Raw genomic sequence first — 21108 nt, 5'->3', positions numbered from 1 at the left:
TTAAGATTAGTTTCTCTTTATGTATGAAGGATAGTTAACAATAACGGTTTTATCGTTCAGTTTTCTGCGCAACATATCGTAAGCCACAGCACTGGCTAGTTGGCGGATAATGGTGCGAGATCGCTTAGGAAACTGCAATAATTGGCTGTAGACACCATTTTTATGGGCTAGTGCGATAGCAACCGTGCCGATAGGTTTGTCTTCGCTGCCACCTGATGGACCTGCAATACCGCTGGTGGCGAGGGCAAAATCAGAGTCTAATATTTGACGAGCGCCTATCGCCATTTCTTCAGCCGTTTGGCAAGATACAGCGCCGAATTGCTCTATGGTAGATGCATTGACATTCAGTAGTGCTTGTTTAGATTCGTTACTGTAACTCACTACGGCATGCTGCAAATATTGTGAACTACCAGAGAGCGCTACCAACTGCTCTGCAATCATTCCTCCAGTGCAAGATTCAGCTAATGCTAAGGTCTTTTGTTGTTGAATTAATTGCTGATGTATGGCTTGAGGTAGGCTAGGAATATTGGTAGTTACAATTAAATCAGTTAAACAAACTTTAATCTGCTCGCAGGTTTTGTCGAGTGCACTTATGGCGGTGTTCCCTCGAGCAAACACCTTAATCTCAATATAAGGTGCAGATGAGCGATAACCTAAACTGATCCCTTCGGGCAAATTAATTCCCTGAATTTGCTCAGCAAGCCAAGATTCTCCGGCACCAATCGTGAGCATTTTGGTGACTTTGGTGGGTTCAGAATTACCAAACTCCTGTTTAATAAACGGCAGCAACTGATCTTTGACCATGACTTTTAGTTCAGATGGAACGCCTGGTGTGAAAAACAACCATGCACGATTAAGTTTTACTCTAAATCCGCAAGCTGTACCGACTGGGTTATCCACCATAATGGCACTTTCTGGCAGCATGGCTTGCTTTAAATTATTGGCAGGCATAGGGCGATTATATTTACTAAACCACGCTTCTAATCGTTGTCGCCACTCCGTATTTTCAACGAGTGTTTCGTCTTTTGCTTGAGCCATCGCCTCAGCCGACAAATCATCGCTTGTTGGACCTAAACCGCCATTAACGATAATGACATCGGCATGATGACTACGTTCAATAAAAGCGGAGGCTAAATCGCCTAGTCGATCTCCTACCGTGATGCGGTGTTGCATTTCTATGCCCTGATCCATTAGCACATTAGCAACCCAAGCGGCGTTAGTATCAATAATTTGACCGGATAATACTTCTTCACCCGTGCAGATCATTTCCAGTTTCATACGTTTTCCTTGTGGTTTTGACACAGCTCAACTGATTTATACCTAAGTTAATGGATCGGGTCGATAACGACTTGATTGGTCACTTGCTGATCGGCTGTCATGCCACCGATACGGATGAGGCTTTGCTTGTAAAGCAATAACCCTCGGTGATCCATGCTTGGCTGTTTTAGCCTGATAGGCTCAAGCCATTGGTGCTTGGCCAAATCAAAACGCAGCATCCATTGTGAAGGCTTGCTTGGTTTACCGTTATAACCGATGCCGTTGTAGTTATAGGGATTGTTACTGCCGCCAATAAAGACAATTTGCCCTTGTTTACCTGCTTGTTGCACGCCCGTTGCTGCCATGCGATACAAGGCCGTTGATTGCGGGTAATGGGGGAGTTTGAAATGAGGCAGACTCTGCCAGTGAATGGTTAAGTGATCCTTCGCGTCAATTTGCCCATAAACACATTCAGGAGATGGGGCAAATGTGCGCTTTTGGTTAGAAAATGTTTTAATTTTCACGCCATCACACAATACTAATTTTCCATTTGCCATACCCACTGCTTGCCCAAAAGTTGCTGGAATAGGCAGAGGGGTGGCCTGAGCCCAAGAATCGGTCTTGGTATCATAGACTTGTACTAAATTGACGTTAGCGGTTTGATGCCAGCCGCTGAATAAATAGATATAACGGTCTTGATAGCTGAACCCTGAAGTGTCATCCACAGCGACAGGCATATCAGCAATGCGGGTATAGCGACGAGTATTTATGTCAAACTGGTAATTATCACGAGTGCTGATTTCGCTATGATCTTTGCCTACGGTGTAACCGCCGAAAATATACGCTTTATCTTTAATTCCGACAGCGGTTGCGGCAAGGCGTCCCGCTAATGCCTCAATATGCGGTACATCAGGGAGCGATTGCCATTTGGATTTTCCATCAAGTTTGAGTCCCCACGCTTTGGCGTGAACGTCTTGATACCCTTTGCCTTTACTTAACCCCATAAAACTCAGTAAGTAGTTGTTTTTGCCATCGGAAATCTGAGCCACAGCGTTATTGGTTACGGCTTCAGGTAAAGAAGAAAGCGGTGAAGCAAGAGCAGTGAATGAAAGTCCTATCAATAGGGATAATAGCAAGCGAGACATGCAGAAAAACTTATTAAATTAATCGATAAAAAGATGGTAACACAGGCATCACGAATATATCCCTTGTTTATTTGAACCCTACTTATTACAGATAAGAATTGATTTACTTTTGTAATAAATTTGCTAACAAATTGAATAAAGATGCATTTCGTGGTTGACTTTATAAACGTAAATGCGTACTAATAAAAAAGCGGTGAAAAAGCCCGCGTATTGAATGCCTTAACGAACAAAATAAGAGTTTGAGCACTGTGAAACATAACGCCATGACCACAACCATGATTATTACCACCCGTACAACAAGCGGGACGGGTTAGGTTTGGCTGCATAACACAGGATCAAACATCGAAACCCGTCACCATACAAGGTACGGGTTTTTTTATATCTGTGTTTTTAAATTCTCGCTGAAACCCTGCATTTTCAGGCATCACGAGTATAAAGGACCACCCCAAAGGAATAGACAGACGGTAGGAAACAACAATGCGTATACTTAAATTTGGTGGCTCATCTTTGGCTGATCCTGATTGCTTTTACCGAGTCGGATCAATCATTCAAAATACCTTTCAGCAAAGTGCTGTGGCTGTTGTGTTATCGGCACCAGCCCAAGTCACAAACCATCTTGTTGCGTTAACTGAGGCCATCGATTCTGTGCAACACGGTGCTGAACATTTAGCAGATGTGAATATCATTTTTAGTCATTTGCTCGATGGGTTAGCGCAAAAGCGAGCCAACCTTGATTTGGATGGACTTAAGCAACAGCTTGAGGGCAGACTTGAGCAATTGACACGTTTGCATCAAGGCATCGTTTTATTGGGGCAATGTCCTAATAACATTTATGCCAAAATTGTCAGTCAAGGTGAAGCGCTCTCAGTCACCATCATGCAAGCCTTATTGGAAAGCGGTCAGGTTGCAGCAAGTATTCTCGAACCCAGTCAGTATTTATTGGCTGAAGGTTGTTACTGTGAGGCTAGGGTGGATATTGAAGCCTCTAAACTTAAGATGGCGAAATTACCATTAGACTCGAGTGCTATTTCATTATTACCCGGCTTTACTGCGGCGAATGCACAAGGTGAAACCGTGGTACTGGGACGTAATGGTTCGGATTATTCTGCTGCAGTGTTGGCGGCTTGCGTCGACGCTGAATGTTGTGAGATCTGGACTGATGTCAATGGTGTCTACAATTGTGACCCGCGTGTGGTGGTGGATGCGCAATTGTTGAAGCGCTTATCGTATGCTGAAGCGATGGAATTGTCGTATTTTGGTGCTTCAGTATTGCATCCTAAGACCATTGCGCCAATTGCTCAGTATCATATTCCTTGTTTGATAAAAAATACGTTTAACCCACAAGGAGAAGGTACATTGGTTGGCCCTGCAAGTGGTGATGAACAGGCGATAAAAGGGATTTCCAGTTTAGATAACCTGACCATGGTGAATGTGTCAGGCCCGGGAATGAAAGGCATGGTGGGTATGGCGTCCCGTGTGTTTTCCACTCTTTCTCGTGGTGGCATATCCATTGTACTGATCACCCAATCTTCATCGGAATACAGCATCAGTTTTTGTATCTCTAGTGATGATGTGAATTCTGCTAATCAACTGCTACATCAAGAGTTTGAATTGGAACTGGCAAATCACTTACTAGAAGCCATTGACTATCAGTCTAATTTAGCCATTGTTTCTGTTATTGGCGATGGTATGCGCACGGCTAAAGGCATAGCCGCACGCATGTTTAATTCATTGGCTGAAGCTAATATCAATATTGTGGCTATCGCTCAAGGTTCGTCAGAACGCTCAATATCCGCTGTGATTGCTCAAGGTAAAGCTAAAGAAGCAATCCGCGCCTGTCATCAAAATCTATTTAACAGTCAGCAATTTCTAGATGTATTTGTGTTGGGCCGTGGAGGTGTGGGTGGCGAGTTGCTGCAACAAATCGAGCGTCAGCAGTCGGTATTGACTCAGCAAGGAACGGTCATTCGTGTGATTGGTATTGCAAGCAGTGACAAGATGTTGCTGAATGCTGACGGTGTTGATCTCAGTTGCTGGCAAGATCAACTGGCATTAAGTCAAACGTCGTTTTCATTGTCAGCACTTTCGAACCTCATTCAACAACGTCATCGTATTAACCCTGTGATTGTGGATTGTACGGCTTCAGAAGCCATTTCTCGTCTTTATGTGGATTTTTTAGAGGCGGGCTTTCACGTGGTTACCGCCAATAAAAAGGCCAATACTGATAGCCAAGCCTACTATCGTCAACTTCGTTTAAGCGCGAATAAAAACCGTCGTAAATTCTTATACGACACCAATGTGGGTGCGGGCTTACCCGTCATTGAGAATTTGCAAAACTTGTTATTTGCAGGTGACAATCTCAACCAATTTTCAGGCATATTATCAGGTTCGCTTTCTTATATTTGTGGCATGCTGGATGACGGCATGAGTCTGTCACAAGCAACTTTACATGCCAAAGATAAAGGCTTTACGGAGCCAGATCCTCGTGATGACTTATCCGGTATGGATGTGGCAAGAAAGCTGCTGATTTTGGCAAGAGAATGCGGCCTAGAGCTGGAACTTGATCAAGTGAAAGTCCAGCCATTGTTACCCCCTGATTTTGATGATTCAGGCTCTGTAGATGAATTCATCGCTCGATTACCAGAAGCCGATAGCTACTTCAATCAGCTGCAATCCAAAGCAGCAGCTGAGGGCAAAGTACTTAGGTACATTGGGCAAATTAATCAGGGCCAATGTGAAGTGAAAGTCACTGCTGTAGATGCCGACGATCCTATGCATAAAATCAAAGATGGCGAAAATGCATTGGCTTTTTATACCCGCTATTACCAGCCCATTCCTTTAGTTTTAAGAGGTTATGGTGCAGGCGGTGCAGTAACAGCCGCAGGGGTGTTTGCTGATATTTTAAGATGTTTGCCATGGAAGCGAGAAGTATGACGATGGATGAAATGAACATGGATTCAGTAGTGGTCTATGCGCCAGCCTCTATTGGTAATGTCAGTGTTGGTTTTGATGTGTTAGGGGCTGCGGTAACACCGACTGACGGCTCGCTGCTGGGAGATCGCGTTCAAGTCACGGCTGCTGATACTTTTCGCTTTGACGCTGTTGGACGATTTGTTGATAAGTTGCCGTCAAATGCTGACGATAATATTGTTTATCACTGTTATCTCCGTTTTGTTCAGGCGCTTGAAGGTAAAGGCCAGAAGGTTAAAACATTATCGATAACCCTTGAGAAAAACATGCCGATAGGCTCTGGTTTAGGTTCATCGGCTTGCTCTATCGTTGCTGCGCTGGTGGCACTGAATGATTTTCATCGAAAACCGTTATCTGAGAGTGAATTATTGGTGCTCATGGGCGAAATGGAAGGCAGGATTTCAGGTTCTGTACACTATGATAATGTGGCTCCCTGCTTTCTGGGTGGCCTGCAACTGATGCCTGAGCGCAGTGGCATCATCAGTCAAAGCATTCCCTGCTTTGATGATTGGCATTGGGTGATGGCCTATCCAGGTATCGAAGTTTCAACGGCTAAGGCTCGCGCCATTTTACCTGCACAATATCGCAAACAAGATGTGATCGCGCACGGGCGAAACCTCGCCAGTTTTATTCATGCTTGTTACAGCCAGCAATCTAAATTGGCGGCTGATTGTATTGAAGATGTAGTGGCCGAACCGTATCGAGCTCGTATCATCAATGGTTTTCGTCAAGCTCGTCAAGGTGCGATGGATGCAGGGGCGATCGCTGCTGGTATTTCAGGCTCAGGGCCAACGTTATTTGCCATTGCCTCAAACTTACAAGATGCCCAGCGGATTCAACATTGGCTTGAACAACACTACATACAGAACGAGCACGGCTTTTGCCATATCTGCCGCTTAGATCCTCAAGGGGCACGTCAAACGGGACAGCAATTATGATGCTTTATAATTTAAAAGACCCTCAAGAGCAGGTGAGCTTTACCCAAGCGGTACGCCAAGGACTTGGCCGTGAACAAGGTTTATTTTTCCCACAGTCATTATCGCATTTTGATGATATTGATGCCTTACTGGATATGGACTTTAATCAGCGTAGTACTGAAATTTTATCTGCCTTGGTTGGTGATGAATTTTCTAAACAGCAGGTTAATGATTTGGTTGAGCAGGCATTTCAATTTACGGCGCCGCTGGTTAAGGTCACTGAAAATATCTCTGCCTTAGAGTTGTTTCATGGTCCAACACTGGCGTTTAAAGATTTTGGTGGCCGATTTATGGCGCAATGTTTAGCGTCTATTCGTGGTGATGAAAAAATCACGATTTTAACTGCGACTTCAGGTGATACGGGCGCGGCCGTGGCTCATGCGTTTTATGGGCTAGAAAACATCAATGTGGTGATCCTCTATCCCAAAGGCAAGATCAGTGTTCTGCAAGAAAAGTTGTTTTGTACTCTTGGCGGCAACATTCACACGTTGGCTGTTGATGGTACGTTTGATGATTGCCAAGCATTAGTGAAGCAGTCATTTGATGAGCCTGAGCTTAGAGCCAAGTTTGGCCTTAACAGCGCTAACTCAATTAACATCAGCCGATTGCTAGCGCAAACCTGCTATTACTTTGAAGCCGTGGCTCAATTACCTAAATCGAAACGCGAACAAGCAGTGATCTCAGTGCCATCAGGCAACTTTGGTAACCTGACGGCAGGTCTGCTCGCCAAAGCCATGGGGCTACCCGTTAAACGCTTTATAGCCGCCACTAACGAAAACGATACTGTGCCAAGATATTTAGAGTCTGGGCTGTGGTCACCAAACGCCACCGTCGCCACCTTATCGAATGCGATGGATGTCAGCCAGCCCAACAACTGGCCGAGAGTGGAAGCACTGATCAACAAGTATGATTGGTCGTTAGCGGATATTGGGCATGGGCGTTTAACGGATGAAGAGGTTAAGCAAAGCCTAACGCAACTATGGGAAAAAGATTATCTATGTGAACCGCATGGTGCGATTGCTTATCAAGTGCTGTCAGAGCAACTTCAAGCGGATGAGGTTGGGCTCTTTTTATGTACCGCGCATCCTGCTAAATTCAAAGACAGTGTCGATGATATTTTGGATATGGATATTCCACTGCCCGCACCATTGGCTAAGCACGCTGAATTGCCGTTATTGTCACACGATATCAGTGCCGATCACGCAGAGTTGGTGGCTAAGGTGCAGCAACTCCTAGAAGTTTGAGTTTATTGACTCAGGAAAGGTTAGAAACAGTGTGAGGGTAAATATCGGGGTCATAACATCAAAAAAGGCTTAACCTGTTACAGTTAAGCCTTTTTAACATCAGTATGTTACTGAATAATTCTTAGTTCATGCCGTACTTTTTAAGCTTCTTACGAAGAGTACCACGGTTGATACCTAGCATGTTTGCTGCGCGAGTTTGGTTACCGCGAGTGTGTTGCATGATGATGTCTAGTAGTGGCGCTTCTACTTCACATAACACCATTTCATATACTTCTTCTGCATCCTGACCGTCTAACTGTTGAAAGAAGTTAGATACAGCGCGCTTTACAGCATCGCGCAATAATTGTGGCTTGATAGCGCCGCTCGCTGTTTCGATTTTGCCTACGGTTAGTGGGTGAACTTCTGTGTTAGTTGTCTGATCAAACATTCGTATTCTGCTCTTAATCTAAATCAATACTAGGGATGAACCCTTAATCTTTAAAATAGCATTCCACCATGGAATACTGCTGCTCAGCGTCTTCAAGCTTGTTAAATTGAGCTCGAAATTCCCGCTGTGAATCTTGGTCGAAATACCAACCTATGTGCTTACGAGCAAAGCGTATGCCTTTATACTCGCCATATAACTCATAGAGCTTGGTGAGATGTTCAAGCATGACTTGACGCTTTTCAGTGTCACTGACGGGATCTAAATGTTCCCCAGTTTGCAAGTAATGCTCTATTTCTCTAAATATCCACGGTCGTCCTTGTGCGCCTCGACCAATCATAATGGCATCAGCACCGGTCTTTTCCAGTACAAAGCGTGCCTTTTCAGGCGTTGTAATGTCACCATTTGCCACTACCGGAATGGATACCGATTGTTTTATGTGAGCAATGGTGTCGTACTCCGCTTCGCCTTTGTACATGCATTGTCGGGTTCGACCATGAACCGCGAGGGATGCAATACCACAGGCTTCAGCTATTTGCGCGATGTGAACCCCGTTTTTATGATCAGGGTCCCATCCAGTGCGAATCTTCAGCGTCACAGGTACGTCAACCGCATCAACGACCGCTGATACGATTTTTTCTACCAAAGCTGGATCTTGCATTAATGCTGAGCCAGCGAGCTTCTTATTCACTTTTTTTGCAGGACAACCCATATTGATGTCAATGATGTGAGCGCCTTGTTCTACATTGAACTGAGCGGCTTGTGCCATTAACTCTGGATCGGCTCCTGCAATCTGCACAGATCGAATGCCTTCTTCCCCTGAGTGCGCCATGCGATTTTTGCTTTTTTCAGAACCCCAAACTTTGGGATTTGAAGACAGCATTTCTGATACGGCAAGTGCCGCACCATGACGTAAACACAGGTTGCGAAAGGCTTGATCGGTGACGCCAGCCATTGGTGCCACGATCAGCTGATTTTTCAGTTGATAGGGTCCAATTCTCATGCGTACTATCACCTTGTGCGTCAAAGGGGCGCTATATTAGCCCTTTTTGCGCGGCTTGAAAAGGTCAATAAATAACCTAGATGCAAGTTTTTTACTTGACATTGTATTGATGTGATACCTGTAACACAGTTGCTGAAACATGATTTTTACATTTTAAGTGAAAATACACCCTAAACTGCATATTTATTGTGAGAGGAAGGCGTTGGCATAAGAGAATAGACTGAATTTCACTTATGCCCAAAAACCATAAATTATTTGCGAACCCCTGTTAAGCGGCTCCAATCGTCTTTATGGGCAGGTTCATCCATCTCAAACCATTGGCTGTAATGCTCAGCAAGTTCGATGGCTTGCTCTTTGAGTAAACCTGATAGGGCTAACTTACCGCCAGCTTTTACATGATTGGCGATTTGTGGCGCTAACTCACGCAAAGGGCCCGCAAGAATATTGGCCACTAACACATCGGCTTTTAGATCGGCTGGTGTTTGTTCAGGTAAATAAAGAGATAACTGCTCAGCGCAATCGTTACGTTCAGCGTTGGCTTTCGAAGCTTCGATGGCTTGATAGTCGATATCGATACCTGTTACCGCTTTTGCACCAAGCTTAAGCGCTGCAACGGCTAAAATGCCAGAGCCACAACCAAAGTCGATAACGTCTGATTGCGCTATGTCTAAACCGTCTAACCATTCCAAACACAGTGCCGTGGTTGGGTGAGTACCTGTACCAAAGGCCAAACCTGGATCGAGAATAACGTTGATGGCTTCTGGATCCGGAATGTCGCGCCAGCTAGGGCAGATCCAAAGGCGCTTGCCAAATTGGATAGGGTGGAAGTTATCCATCCATTCGCGCACCCAGTCTTTATCTTCGATTTGTTCGATTTTGTAATTGAGCTTGCCGTTAAACTCAGGCATTGCTTGCATTTCAGCTACGATAGGATTGAGATCCCAATCGGCTTCAAATAAGGCAATCACTATGGTGTCGTTCCACAGTGGCGTTTCGCCAAGCTTAGGTTCGAAAATGGGTTGATCTTGACCGTCTTCTAACGTGATGGATAGTGAGCCTTGCTCCATTAACCAATCACCGAGTGTTTCAGCGTGTTCTTTGTCGGAATGAAAGCGTAATTGTATCCAAGCCATAATGATATTCCGTAAATAAAATAGATAGAAAACAAAAAGCCAGTCAGATCATGACTGGCTTTTTTGACCGATAATGGTCGATTAAGACTTCGCGCGTTTCATAGCGGTGAAGAATTCATCGTTGGTCTTGCTCATCGCCAATTTGTCGATGAGGAATTCCATTGCGGTGACTTCATCCATTGGATGGAGGATCTTACGTAAGATCCACATTTTTTGCAGTTCTTCTGCCGTGGTAAGTTTTTCTTCACGACGAGTACCTGAGCGGTTGAAATCAATCGCTGGGAATACACGTTTTTCAGCGGCTTTACGAGAAAGGTGCAGTTCTTGGTTACCGGTACCTTTAAACTCTTCGTAAATCACTTCGTCCATCTTAGAACCAGTATCAACCAGCGCGGTAGCGATAATGGTTAAGCTGCCACCTTGTTCGATGTTACGTGCGGCACCAAAGAAACGCTTAGGACGGTGCAGAGCGTGAGCGTCCACACCACCAGTCAGTACTTTACCTGATGATGGAATGACGGTGTTGTATGCACGAGCTAGACGAGTAATAGAGTCAAGCAGAATGACCACGTCTTTTTTGTGTTCAACCAAACGCTTGGCTTTTTCAATGACCATTTCCGCGACTTGAACGTGGCGGCTTGCAGGTTCATCGAAGGTCGATGCAATCACTTCGCCTTTAACTAGGCGCTTCATCTCGGTGACTTCTTCAGGACGTTCGTCAATCAGAAGAACCATCAACACCACTTCTGGGTTGTTGTAGGTGATTGACTGAGCGATGTTTTGAAGAAGTAGTGTTTTACCCGCTTTCGGCGGTGCCACAATCAAACCACGTTGACCTTTACCGATAGGTGAACATAAGTCCAAAATACGAGCGGTAATGTCTTCGGTTGAACCGTTACCACGTTCCATGCGGATACGTTCTTCAGCATGCAGCGGAGTTAGGTTTTCAAACAAGATTTTGTTGCGAGAATTTTCAGGTCTGTCGAAGTTAACTTCGTTGACTTTCAACAGTGCAAAGTAGCGTTCGCCTTCTTTTGGAGGACGAATTTTACCTGAAAGTGTATCACCCGTACGCATGTTAAAACGGCGGATCTGGCTCGGTGATACATAAATATCATCGGGACCTGCAAGGTAAGAACCACCCGCACTACGCAGGAAGCCAAAGCCATCTTGTAAAATTTCTAGAACGCCGCCACCGAAAATGTCTTCACCGCTTTTGGCATGGGCTTTTAAGATAGAGAAAATGATGTCTTGCTTGCGCGCTCGCGCCATGTTCTCAAGGTTCATGCTCTCAGCCAGTTCAACCAGCTTCGATATGGGCATTTCTTTAAGTTCTGATAAATTCATGTTGGGGATCTTGTGTTACGCAACAAACGGCTGAATGGTTATCAGGCGTTGTGGTTAAGGATTATGATTTAAGTATAGAAGGTGGATATTTAGAATATTTTATGTTTAATAAATTAGCACTAACTTAATCAGACGTCCAGAAATTTAGTCAAACTTAGTGTAAATTATTTAGACAGGGCACTAAGTTTGACCAGTATTAGGGATTAAAGCTGAGCGTCAATAAACTCTTTAAGTTGAGTTTTTGAGATTGCGCCTACTTTAGTCGCCGCTACTTCACCGTTTTTAAACAGTAGTAATGTAGGAATACCACGAACACCATATTTCGCTGGAGAAATGTTGTTTTGGTCTACGTTTAATTTAGCTACTGTCACTTGACCGTCGTATTCCTCAGCGATGTCATCTAGGATTGGAGCGATCATTTTACAAGGACCACACCACTCTGCCCAAAAATCTACTAGAACAGGTTTGTCAGAATTTAATACGTCCGCTTCAAAGGCGTCATCGCTTAGGTATACAATTTTTTCGCTCATGATTTTCTCCAGTTAGGTTGCCATTTCTGGTTTGTTAATGGCTTAACCTGTATATTGGGATTCAGTTTGAAAGATTCAAGACTGAGTCGTCTATATATTAATCATACTCGATGCTTGAGTAATGACAAATGATAAGGATATTAGCCCACTTATTTTCAAAGTAAAAAGTCTTGTTTTAGCAGAAGCTGAGAAAGTGCCTACTTTTTGTTAAGATAGGGATATTTCCAAATGCTTTTTATCATGTTAACAAGGTATCATTGTTACAAAGGGCATCGATAGTTATCTATACATCGATAGTTATCTATATATGACCTGTCAATTGATGGTGATATTACAAATCATCAAATATTTTGTTGCAACCCAAAACTGGTATGCCGACGCTATGAGCGAAACACATTTATCAAATCAGAGATTTGCCGATTTACCTCTGCAGCCAAACGTGCTGTCGGCATTAAATGAAACAGGATTCGAATACTGTACTCCTATTCAAGCGTTATCATTGCCTGTATTGCTAGAAAGCAAAGATATTGCTGGGCAAGCACAAACGGGAACAGGTAAAACCATGGCGTTTTTGGTGGCGACGTTTAACCACTTATTAGCGACGCCATCTTCAACTACACGTCAGCTTAATCAACCAAGAGCCATTATCATGGCTCCGACTCGTGAATTGGCTATTCAAATTGCTAATGATGCCAAGTTGTTATCTAAGCACACTAAATTAAAAGTGGGCATTGTGTACGGTGGTGAGAGCTACGAAACCCAAATGAAGGTGCTTGATAAAGGTGTCGATATTCTTGTTGGTACCACAGGACGCATCATTGATTATGTTCGTCAAGGCGTTGTGAGCTTAAGTGCTATTCAAGCCGTGGTATTGGATGAAGCGGATCGCATGTTCGATTTAGGATTTATTAAAGACATCCGCTTTTTGTTCCGCCGTATGCCAGATGCCAAAGATAGACTGAACATGCTGTTTTCAGCGACGCTTTCGATGAAAGTACAAGAGCTGGCTTACGACCATATGAACGATCCTGTGAAAGTGGAAATCGCGCCAGAAGAAAAAACCTCAAAGAACATCAAAGAAGAGCTGTTTTACCCATCAGCTGAAGACAAAATTCCATTATTGTTGTCTCTTATTGAAGAAGATTGGCCAGATAAAGCCATCGTGTTCGCCAATACCAAGCATGTATGTGAAAAACTTTGGTCGTGGCTTGAGGGCGACGGTCATCGTGTTGGTTTATTAACGGGTGATGTACCGCAGAAGAAGCGTTTGCGCATTCTTGATCAGTTCACTAACGGTCAGTTAGATATTTTAGTCGCTACTGATGTCGCTGCTCGTGGTTTACATATCTCAGACGTATCTCATGTCTATAACTATGATTTACCGGATGACTGTGAAGACTATGTGCATCGTATTGGTCGTACTGGCCGTGCAGGTAAAAAAGGCGTATCAGCCAGTTTTGCTTGTGAAGAATATGCACTGAACTTGCCTGCGATTGAAACCTATATTGGCCATTCTATTCCTGTGACGGGTTACGACAGAGAAGCCTTGTTAGATGATATTCCTAAGCCTTCGCCGATTCATCGTCGTCATGCGCCACGTTCACCAAGAGAACGTTCAGGACAGAGAAATTCAGGAAGTCAAAATCGCAACGCTCGCCCAAGTCGTAATCCAAGACATCGTAGAAGCAGTTAAATGAGTCGACAGATCTGCGCCATCACCTTAGGCTCCAACAGTTTTAATATGTTGGTGGCTGAGGTGAAATCGGGTCATCCCGTAGTTGTAGCTAAATACAAACAAAAAGTGCGTTTGGCTGATGGAATTAATGGTGATGGCCATCTGGAGCAAGATGCCTTTGAACGAGGAATTGCTTGCCTTGAATATTTTGCAGAGCAAATACAGCAACACCAACTTGGCGACCAAGATATTAAAATTATCGCCACAGCAACCTTGAGGCAAGTGACTAATCAGCAAGCGTTTATTGACCAAGCTTTCAAAGTGTTGCCTACCCAAATAGATGTCATTTCTGGTGATGAAGAAGCTGAATATATCTATCAAGGCATGTGGCATACCACACAAGGCGACGACCGCCGATTGGTGATTGATATTGGTGGGGCCAGTACCGAATTTGTGGTCGGGGATACTCACAATATTCTATTTAAAGTAAGCAAACCGGTAGGCTGTGTTAGCTTACATCATCCATACTTTTCTCACTTCCCTTATCGCAATAGTGATTTTGAAGCCGTTGAAAAGCAAGTCAACATACAGTTGGCGGACTGTTTAGTGCGATTAAAAAATTACGATTGCCACAAAGCTGTAGGCGCTTCAGGGACAGTACAAACCTTGATAGAGTTATTAAAGCACAGATCTCAGCATCAAAAGATCACTGCCGAATTTCTTGAGCAGATCAAAGCTGAAATTCTCAATGAGTCATGCCATAAGCTCAGTAATATTGAAGGTCTGTCGCAAGAAAGAGCGCCAACTTTAGTTGCCGGAGTGGCAATTTTGCTAGCGCTGTTTAAATTACTTGACCTCAATGCTGTTCACCTATCAGGTGGTGCGCTTCGTGAGGGTGTGTTGTACTCAATGATTTAATGGTTATTGAGTTAGAATCGCGACCAAATCTTTTTCTAACGATTGTTGTGGCTTTTCTATAATGCGCCCCAGCTCTTGCTGATCATGATGAAGGATAATGGTAGGAATACGCTCAAATTGGTATTGGGCGCTGATGTTCTCTGGATCCGTTTTCTGTTTATCGACGCCAATATATTCCACAGTCATATTCTTTCCTTTGATGGCATCAATGACTTTAGCCAATCGTGGTACCTCTCGGTGACAGTCTGGGCACCAAGTGCCTATGATCACTGATATAGTAATTTCTTTGTTGAAATGTAAAACTGAGGTTAGACTGTCAACGTCAACCTGATAATCAGCATCGTAGTCAGGATAGCCTTTAAGGTGCTCCAATAAATCAGGCAAAGTAAGTTGACCTAATAACATAATATTTTCTCCGTAAACCTGATTGATGATTAAGACCATGAATAGTCAATAATCGATAAGGTGTTATCCAATTAGAGGGATGCGTAATGGAAAAAGATTTTCCCATCGATGTCAATGCTTGGTTGCTCCACCATGGATTTAGTGAAGCGTTAGCTCAGGTGATCACAGCGATAACGATGTTAACCATTGCCATTTTATTGGTATGGTTAGTCTATTTAGTGGTCAAAAGCGTGGTTCTGCGCTTTATTCATGCACTTATCCATCGTACAAAAGTACAGTGGGACGACTTGTTAGTTGAGCATAAAGTGTTTGATAAAGTGGCAATAGTGCTGCCTATTTTAGTGCTGTCGGAGCAAATGACCTACATTTTATCCGAACATCAAAAGATTGCCTCAGGTACACAACGCATATTGAGTGCTTTAGCCGTTGTGCTTATCATTCGAGCGATTTATGCCACACTGGATGTAGGGGAAACACTATTTGAACGTTCGTCAGTGAGTCGCCGTATTCCTTCTAAAAGCTTCGTACAATTAACCAAATTGTTTTTATTCCTCGTGGGGGCTGTGTTAGCGATAGCGGCCATCATCGATGAATCACCGTTATTCTTCCTGAGCGGTTTAGGTGTAGCCACTGGTTTATTAGCGATTGTGTTTAAGGATACCATTCTTGGATTTGTGGCAGGCGTGCAGCTGGCAGCGAATCGAATGGTCAGTGTGGGTGATTGGATCCAAATGGATAAGTACGGGGCTGACGGTGAAGTGATCGAAGTGTCGCTTACTACGGTTAAAGTTCAAAATTGGGATAAAACTTTTTCGATGATCCCTGCCTACGCGTTAGTTTCTGATGCCTTTAAGAACTGGCAAGGAATGTCAGAGTCTGGTGGCCGTCGTATCAAACGAGCTGTGTATATTGACCTATCTAGCGTACGATTTTTAAGTGAAGATGATAAGAACGAACTGTTGCGGATTAATCATTTAAAAGAGTACATTCCAAGAATCGAATCTGAGTTGGCACAGATCAATGCTCAGGTACTAGATCTTGAAAAACGCGTGAATGGTCGTCGTTTGACTAATGTCGGCACATTCAGAGCGTACCTTAAAGCCTATCTTGAAAACCATGAGAAAATTCATAAGGGAATGACACTATTGGTTCGCCAATTAGATCCAGGTGCTCAAGGTTTACCGATTGAAATTTATGTATTTACCAATGACACTAATTGGGGCACATATGAAGATATTCAATCCGATATTTTTGATCATATTTTTGCTATTCTGCCTGAATTCGATTTGAAAGCATTCCAATCACCATCAGGTGAAGATGTGCGTCAGACCCATTTAGTTATCAAGGAATCATAGTGAACATTGCTATTTACCCAGGAACTTTTGACCCCATTACCAACGGTCACTTAGATCTGATTGAACGTGGCAGCCAATTATTCGATAAAGTGATCATCGGTGTGGCGAACAGTTCGTCTAAACAGCCCATGTTTGATCTTGAAGAGCGCGTCGCTTTGGTTACACAAGTGACCGCTCAGTTTGGCAATGTTGAAACCGTAGGTTTTAGTGGCTTATTGGTGGACTTTGCAAAAGAACATGGGGCTAATGTGTTACTAAGAGGCGTAAGAACGACGGTAGATTTTGAGTATGAATTGTCTTTGGTTAATATGAATCGTGCCCTGAGCCCAGACTTAGAAAGCGTACTTTTGATGCCAAAATCAGAAAACGCCTTTATTTCTTCTACCTTAGTTAAAGATGTAGCTCGTCATGGTGGTGATATTAGCGCGTTTACTCATGTCGAGGTGGTAAAAGCGGTCGCGGCAAAACTTTAGGTTTTATGTGAAAACAGGTGATTGCCTTGATAATAAAATCACCTGATCTTGAATATTCTACAAAGGCTGGCATTGCTCACAAAATACAGTGGTGCGTTGCCCTAGCTTTATCTCGCAAAGCAAAGTGCCACACTCATGACAAGGCTGTCCACCTCGACCGTATACATGTAGCTTTTGGGCAAAATATCCGGGTTTTCCATCGGCATTGGTAAAATCTTTTAAGGTGGTGCCACCTTGTTTAATGGCATTAGCCAAAATGGTTTTTACTGATTTTACCAGTGTAGGTAACTTATTTTCGTCTACTTGATTAGCTGGTGTTTTCGGGTGAATGCCCGCTTGAAACAGCGCCTCATTTGCGTAAATATTGCCGACTCCCACTACGATATGATTGTCCATTAGGCATAATTTAATTGCCTTTTTCTTACCAGATAACGCTTGTGAAAATTGCTTAATATTAAAATCATCACTTAATGGTTCTGGGCCTAATTTATTCAATAATGGGTGAGTTTCTATGGGCAGTTCATACCACAGCCAAGCGCCAAAGCGGCGAGGGTCGTTAAACCTCAGCACTTTATGATTGCCTAACACCAAATCTACATGATCATGTTTTTCTACAGGGGTATCTTCATCCAGTACCCGTAAACTGCCAGACATTCCCAAATGAATGATGGTGATCCCTGCATTGGTTTCCAGTAACAAATACTTAGCTCGACGATGAATACTGTTGATGGTTTGGCCTACAATATTGTGAGCTACAGCGGGGATCGGCCAGCGTAAGTTGTGGTTACGAATAATAAGGCTAGCAACGTCCTGTTTGATTATATGAGGGCTGATCCCTTGGCGGGTAACTTCAACTTCAGGTAATTCAGGCATAGGGAAGCTCTATTTTTGATTCAATAAGGATGGCAATAAATTGTGCTGCAAACTAGGTGGAATTTGATACCAGTTACCTGAGGCTGATTGCAAAAAACCATCATCAGGATAATAACGCCAAGTCATAGGTTGCGGTGATTGCTCTATGGTGAGCTGTAGTGATTGAAAGCGATCATTAGTGAGCTTAGGCGCAGCGATTGGGCTTACCTTAAGTTGATGCCAAGCTTGTTGCCATAGTTGACATTGCTCAAGTTCAGGTTGGCATTGCCAGATATTTTTGTTTCTGGTTAAAGTGTAACCATCAACACTGATTTGTTTTATGGCCGCTTGTTGATCAAACAGTGGGATAGCATCATCTGGTACTTTTACTGTTTTGTTGTGCAAAACAGTAAGGGTGCCAATCATCGCAGCACTGGCAAAAATAATAATGTTATTCCATTGTTTTCGGGTTAACGCCATTATGTTCTCATTCTATAAACTCGCACTTTGTGGGCTTTTTAGCGTTGATTCTTCGTTGTTGTTAAAGCTTAAATTAGCCCGCTAGTTCTGCACTTTCACGCCTCGAATAATGCAACGCTAAGTAAGCCCTGAAAGTTGCATCTTCAAGTATCACGAGTATAACGCTTTGATGAGTGTATCACGACAGCTCATCAATGTGGTTGCAGTTGATAAAGTGTTTGGCATCGAATTCAACGGTTTGGTATTGATGACGGCGATACCATGCCATGACTCGACGCTCTCCGGAGGCAAGATAATCATCCAGATCAGTCTTTAACTGACGTTTGAGTAACATGATCACCGCATGTTCTTTATGACTGTCACAGGCCACGACAATATCAGTATTGTCTTGAGCTAACGCAAGCTGCATTTTTTCCAATAGATCACTCGGGAGATGAGGTGTATCGCAGGGGATCATTAGAAGCCATTCTGATTGGCAATGGTGTAATGCACTCGATAATCCGGACAACGGCCCTTGAAATCCTGACAATTCATCACTAAAAACGGGATAACCAAACGCTTGATATGATGCGATATTGCGATTAGCCATGATCATAAGGCGATTGACTTGTGGGTGAATCGCATCAATGACGTGCTGTACCAAAGGTTGATGTTGAAACGTGACTAAGCCTTTATCTTGGTACTGCATACGTCGACCTTGCCCTCCGGCGAGTATCACAGCTTCAACAGAGCGATCTGACATAGTGTTATTTTATGAAGTGAATAATGGTACTAGCTTATCAAAAAAAAGGCCGGACTGAGAGTCCGGTATAAGAGTGTGAGCAATGTATTGCTTGCATACTCGTCCCAGAACAATCACCAACAATAAAACGCATATGTAGTTCAAGAAAGAGTATTTGGAACGCATATAAACAATAATCATTATCATTTGAGTGCGCAAGTTTTTTGTAATTTATTTTTTGAAGAACTCAATTTTGAAGCAAAAAAATGGCCGAACTAAAAGTTCGGCCTAAGAGTGTGTGAGCAATGTTGTGCTTGCATACCCATCCAGAGAAACTAACCAACTTACAATCAAACTATTTAAGTTTTTAAGAATGAGTTTTGGAACGCAAATTAATGATAATCATTCTCATTTTCTTTTGCAAGCTTTGTTGCTCATTTTTTCGCAGTTTTTTATTACAACTCATCTTCCCATTTCACAACACCACCGCGTACGCCATCAACACTACTGGTAAAACGCTGCTCTAATATGTGTCGTTTAATTTTCAGAGTTGGGGTCAATACGTCATTTTCAGTCGTCCATGGTTCACTCACAATCACGATAGCATCTAAGGTGGCGTGAGATTCCAGTGTTGGATTAAGTTGATCCAAAGTCGTTTTAAGAGCATGGCGAATGTCATTACGCGGCATGAGTGATGCGCCTTCCGCTAATTGCACTAAGGCTACAGGGTGAGGTAAACCTGCTCCAATGACACATAAGAGTTCAATATGAGTGTCTTGCGCTAATTTACGCTCGATTGGCACTGGAGCAACATATTTGCCTTTAGCGGTTTTAAAATTATCTTTGATGCGTCCGGTAATTTTAATGTAGCCATCAGCATCTACCTCAGCGACATCCCCTGTATGGAAGAAACCATCGGCCTCGAATACCTGAGTGGACGTTGTTTCATCCTTATAATAGCCGGTCATTAATCCCGGGCTGCGAACCAGAAGTTCATTTTGGTCACCTATGCGAATGTCACAGCCATTGACAGGCACGCCAATGGTGCCGATTTTATTAGGATTGAATGGATAATTAATGATCGAATAAGCGCAGTTTTCAGTCATTCCCCATGCTTCACAAATTTCAATACCAATGCCTGTAAACCATTGAATAATGGCTTTAGGCAACGGCGCAGAACCGGAGCCAAATAAACGGCACTGATTGAGTCCTAAGCCTTTGCGGATTTTTCTTTTGATCAAGCTATTGAGAATTGGAATACGCAATAGCGTGTTCAGCTTTTTAGCGCCCCCGGCTTTTTCGATGATATTTTTCTGGAACAAACTCCATAATCGTGGCACGGATAAAAAGAACGTAGGTTGGCAACGATTGACATCATCAATAAAGCTATCAAGACTTTCAACAAAGCCAACTTGAGCACCGTTGTAAACGGAAGTACCAAGAATGGCGACACGTTCAGTGATGTGGGCCAGTGGTAAATATGAAATCAGCCTGTCTTTTTCTGTAATTTGAATGTGGTTTGCCGCACAACCACAAGTCCAGCCATAGCTGGCAAAGGTTTGCATAGCCCCTTTAGGGTTACCTGTTGAGCCTGAGGTATAAATGATGGTCATTAACTCATCAATTTGAGGGTAAGGCTGATTAGTTAATGGCTCGCCAATATTAAGAAAATTTTGCCATTGGTATTGAGCAGGCATGGTGTCATACGGAAATGCAATCCGAATAATATCTCCAGCAATAGCAGGCTCTTGGTCTTGCCAGTAATCTAATTTACCAACAAATACCGCTTTTGCATCACTGTGCTCAAGCACATAACTGATAGTATCGGCATTGGCGGTCGGGTAAATGGGAACACTGATATAGCCGCCGAGCATTAAGGCAAAATCGGTAATGAACCACTCGGCGCAATTTTTTGATAAAACGGCAATTTTATCACCCGGGACAAACCCTAAATGGCGCAAACCGCCTGCAACTTGCTGTGCCATTTGGCGAACTTGTTGCCAAGAATATTCTTGATATTCACCATTTATGGGTTGTTTTAAATATACCTTATCGCCTTGGGAGTCCGCCCAAAAATCGAGCATTTCAATTGGTGTTTTTATATTTGTCATTGTGTCACTCATTTGTTGAAACCCGTTTATTCCAGTATGGCGATTTTTTAAAATGGGTGCAAATCAAGCGATTAATGACAAATCTTGA

Annotated in this window: 19 protein-coding genes; 7 read left to right on the top strand and 12 right to left on the bottom strand. The window is 43.3% G+C overall.

Annotated features, from left to right (window positions below):
• Positions 1-6: 6 nt before the first annotated feature.
• Together AC1EU0_RS16875 and AC1EU0_RS16870 are read right to left on the bottom strand one after the other, a co-directional pair.
• The gene (locus tag AC1EU0_RS16875) at positions 7-1278 is read right to left on the bottom strand and encodes a CinA family nicotinamide mononucleotide deamidase-related protein (RefSeq protein WP_480303734.1); all 1272 of its coding nucleotides are present in this window, start codon (positions 1276-1278) and stop codon (positions 7-9) included.
• A 47-nt stretch (positions 1279-1325) separates the two neighbouring features.
• Positions 1326-2402: a Kelch repeat-containing protein gene (locus tag AC1EU0_RS16870; protein WP_480303733.1), complete on the bottom strand. Its 1077-nt coding sequence runs from the start codon at positions 2400-2402 to the stop codon at positions 1326-1328.
• Between the two features lie 477 nt (positions 2403-2879).
• Between AC1EU0_RS16870 and thrA the strand changes: the two genes are divergently transcribed.
• Genes thrA through thrC form a run of 3 tightly spaced genes read left to right on the top strand, consistent with a single transcriptional unit; the run spans position 2880 to position 7593 of the window.
• Positions 2880-5336 carry a bifunctional aspartate kinase/homoserine dehydrogenase I gene (thrA, locus tag AC1EU0_RS16865; protein WP_480303732.1) on the top strand — a complete coding sequence of 819 codons (2457 nt, stop codon included), beginning with the start codon at positions 2880-2882 and terminating at the stop codon, positions 5334-5336.
• Positions 5318-6310, top strand: a complete 993-nt coding sequence (thrB, locus tag AC1EU0_RS16860) for a homoserine kinase (protein WP_480303731.1) — start codon at positions 5318-5320, stop codon at positions 6308-6310. The genes thrA and thrB overlap by 19 nt, the downstream gene beginning before the upstream one ends.
• A complete protein-coding gene (thrC, locus tag AC1EU0_RS16855; RefSeq protein ID WP_480303730.1) occupies positions 6307-7593 on the top strand; it encodes a threonine synthase in 1287 nt (428 codons plus the stop codon). Before thrB ends, thrC begins: the two co-directional genes overlap by 4 nt.
• A gap of 121 nt (positions 7594-7714) precedes the next feature.
• On the opposite strand, the gene fis is transcribed toward thrC, so the two are convergent.
• From fis to trxA, 5 genes are all read right to left on the bottom strand, one after another.
• The gene (gene fis / locus AC1EU0_RS16850) at positions 7715-8020 is read right to left on the bottom strand and encodes a DNA-binding transcriptional regulator Fis (RefSeq protein WP_121839688.1); all 306 of its coding nucleotides are present in this window, start codon (positions 8018-8020) and stop codon (positions 7715-7717) included.
• A gap of 43 nt (positions 8021-8063) precedes the next feature.
• Complete coding sequence (dusB, locus tag AC1EU0_RS16845) at positions 8064-9020, bottom strand: tRNA dihydrouridine synthase DusB (RefSeq protein WP_480303729.1); 957 nt, start codon at positions 9018-9020, stop codon at positions 8064-8066.
• A 251-nt stretch (positions 9021-9271) separates the two neighbouring features.
• The gene (gene prmA / locus AC1EU0_RS16840) at positions 9272-10153 is read right to left on the bottom strand and encodes a 50S ribosomal protein L11 methyltransferase (protein ID WP_480303728.1); all 882 of its coding nucleotides are present in this window, start codon (positions 10151-10153) and stop codon (positions 9272-9274) included.
• 81 nt (positions 10154-10234) lie between these two features.
• Entirely contained in the window at positions 10235-11500 is a 1266-nt protein-coding gene (gene rho / locus AC1EU0_RS16835) for a transcription termination factor Rho (RefSeq protein WP_480303727.1), read from the bottom strand.
• A 203-nt stretch (positions 11501-11703) separates the two neighbouring features.
• Positions 11704-12030 carry a thioredoxin TrxA gene (gene trxA / locus AC1EU0_RS16830; protein ID WP_480303726.1) on the bottom strand — a complete coding sequence of 109 codons (327 nt, stop codon included), beginning with the start codon at positions 12028-12030 and terminating at the stop codon, positions 11704-11706.
• A 382-nt stretch (positions 12031-12412) separates the two neighbouring features.
• Here trxA and rhlB point away from each other — a divergent pair, with 382 nt between their 5' ends.
• Together rhlB and AC1EU0_RS16820 are read left to right on the top strand one after the other, a co-directional pair.
• Positions 12413-13723 carry an ATP-dependent RNA helicase RhlB gene (rhlB, locus tag AC1EU0_RS16825; protein ID WP_480303792.1) on the top strand — a complete coding sequence of 437 codons (1311 nt, stop codon included), beginning with the start codon at positions 12413-12415 and terminating at the stop codon, positions 13721-13723.
• The gene (locus tag AC1EU0_RS16820) at positions 13724-14623 is read left to right on the top strand and encodes a Ppx/GppA phosphatase family protein (protein WP_480303725.1); all 900 of its coding nucleotides are present in this window, start codon (positions 13724-13726) and stop codon (positions 14621-14623) included.
• Positions 14624-14626: 3 nt separating this feature from the next.
• Here AC1EU0_RS16820 and AC1EU0_RS16815 read toward each other — a convergent pair whose 3' ends face one another.
• Positions 14627-15028: a thioredoxin family protein gene (locus tag AC1EU0_RS16815; RefSeq protein ID WP_480303724.1), complete on the bottom strand. Its 402-nt coding sequence runs from the start codon at positions 15026-15028 to the stop codon at positions 14627-14629.
• Between the two features lie 86 nt (positions 15029-15114).
• Between AC1EU0_RS16815 and AC1EU0_RS16810 the strand changes: the two genes are divergently transcribed.
• Together AC1EU0_RS16810 and coaD are read left to right on the top strand one after the other, a co-directional pair.
• A complete protein-coding gene (locus tag AC1EU0_RS16810) occupies positions 15115-16383 on the top strand; it encodes a mechanosensitive ion channel family protein (RefSeq protein ID WP_480303723.1) in 1269 nt (422 codons plus the stop codon).
• Positions 16383-16856 carry a pantetheine-phosphate adenylyltransferase gene (gene coaD, locus AC1EU0_RS16805; RefSeq protein WP_480303722.1) on the top strand — a complete coding sequence of 158 codons (474 nt, stop codon included), beginning with the start codon at positions 16383-16385 and terminating at the stop codon, positions 16854-16856. Before AC1EU0_RS16810 ends, coaD begins: the two co-directional genes overlap by 1 nt.
• 57 nt (positions 16857-16913) lie before the next feature.
• Here coaD and mutM read toward each other — a convergent pair whose 3' ends face one another.
• From mutM to AC1EU0_RS16785, 4 genes are all read right to left on the bottom strand, one after another.
• On the bottom strand, positions 16914-17729 hold the full coding sequence (gene mutM / locus AC1EU0_RS16800) for a bifunctional DNA-formamidopyrimidine glycosylase/DNA-(apurinic or apyrimidinic site) lyase (RefSeq protein WP_480303721.1): 816 nt from the start codon (positions 17727-17729) through the stop codon (positions 16914-16916).
• 9 nt (positions 17730-17738) lie between these two features.
• Positions 17739-18188 carry a hypothetical protein gene (locus AC1EU0_RS16795; protein WP_480303720.1) on the bottom strand — a complete coding sequence of 150 codons (450 nt, stop codon included), beginning with the start codon at positions 18186-18188 and terminating at the stop codon, positions 17739-17741.
• 178 nt (positions 18189-18366) lie between these two features.
• Positions 18367-18930, bottom strand: a complete 564-nt coding sequence (gene mobA, locus AC1EU0_RS16790) for a molybdenum cofactor guanylyltransferase MobA (protein ID WP_480303719.1) — start codon at positions 18928-18930, stop codon at positions 18367-18369.
• Positions 18931-19364: 434 nt separating this feature from the next.
• Positions 19365-21020: an AMP-binding protein gene (locus tag AC1EU0_RS16785; RefSeq protein WP_480303718.1), complete on the bottom strand. Its 1656-nt coding sequence runs from the start codon at positions 21018-21020 to the stop codon at positions 19365-19367.
• Positions 21021-21108: the final 88 nt, after the last annotated feature.

The sequence above is a fragment of the Parashewanella sp. 2210YD4-3 genome (assembly GCF_056591735.1).
The sequence above is the reverse complement of the archived record's forward strand: the minus strand, read 5'-3'. Positions and strand labels throughout refer to the sequence as shown.